This window comes from Leucobacter celer subsp. astrifaciens, from assembly GCF_001273835.1.
In the GTDB taxonomy this organism is placed as follows: Bacteria; Actinomycetota; Actinomycetes; order Actinomycetales; family Microbacteriaceae; genus Leucobacter; species Leucobacter celer.
On the sequence record NZ_JHEI01000083.1, the window covers coordinates 1 to 331 of the forward strand.

1 pseudogene is annotated in these 331 nt (G+C 69.2%); it reads left to right on the top strand.

Annotation, left to right across the window (positions count from 1 at the left end):
* Positions 1–331 (top strand): annotated as a pseudogene (locus AMS65_RS19705) (acyltransferase family protein); the annotation flags it as partial.

Genomic DNA, 331 nt, shown 5'->3' on the forward strand with positions numbered 1-331 from the left:
GGGTACGCCTGGAAATTCGAGAACGCCCCCATCGGTGACTGGGAACCGCACCTGTGGATCGAGACGACGCTCGGAGGCATCGCCGTCGCCGCCGGCCTCCTGGCGCTCGCGGCAGCCATGACGTTCGCGCTGCTCGGAGTGACCTCCCGGCGCAAGCGATTGACCACGGCGTGGGGTGCGCGCACCCTGTCGGTGTACCTGCTGCACGGCCCAGCTGTCTGGGGGCTGCGGCAACTCGGCGTGATCGATGCCATCGGCTCGCTCGGGGAGGCCGGTATCGCGATCCTCATCGTCATGTCGATCGCCCTGGCAGCGCTGCTCGCACTCGCCC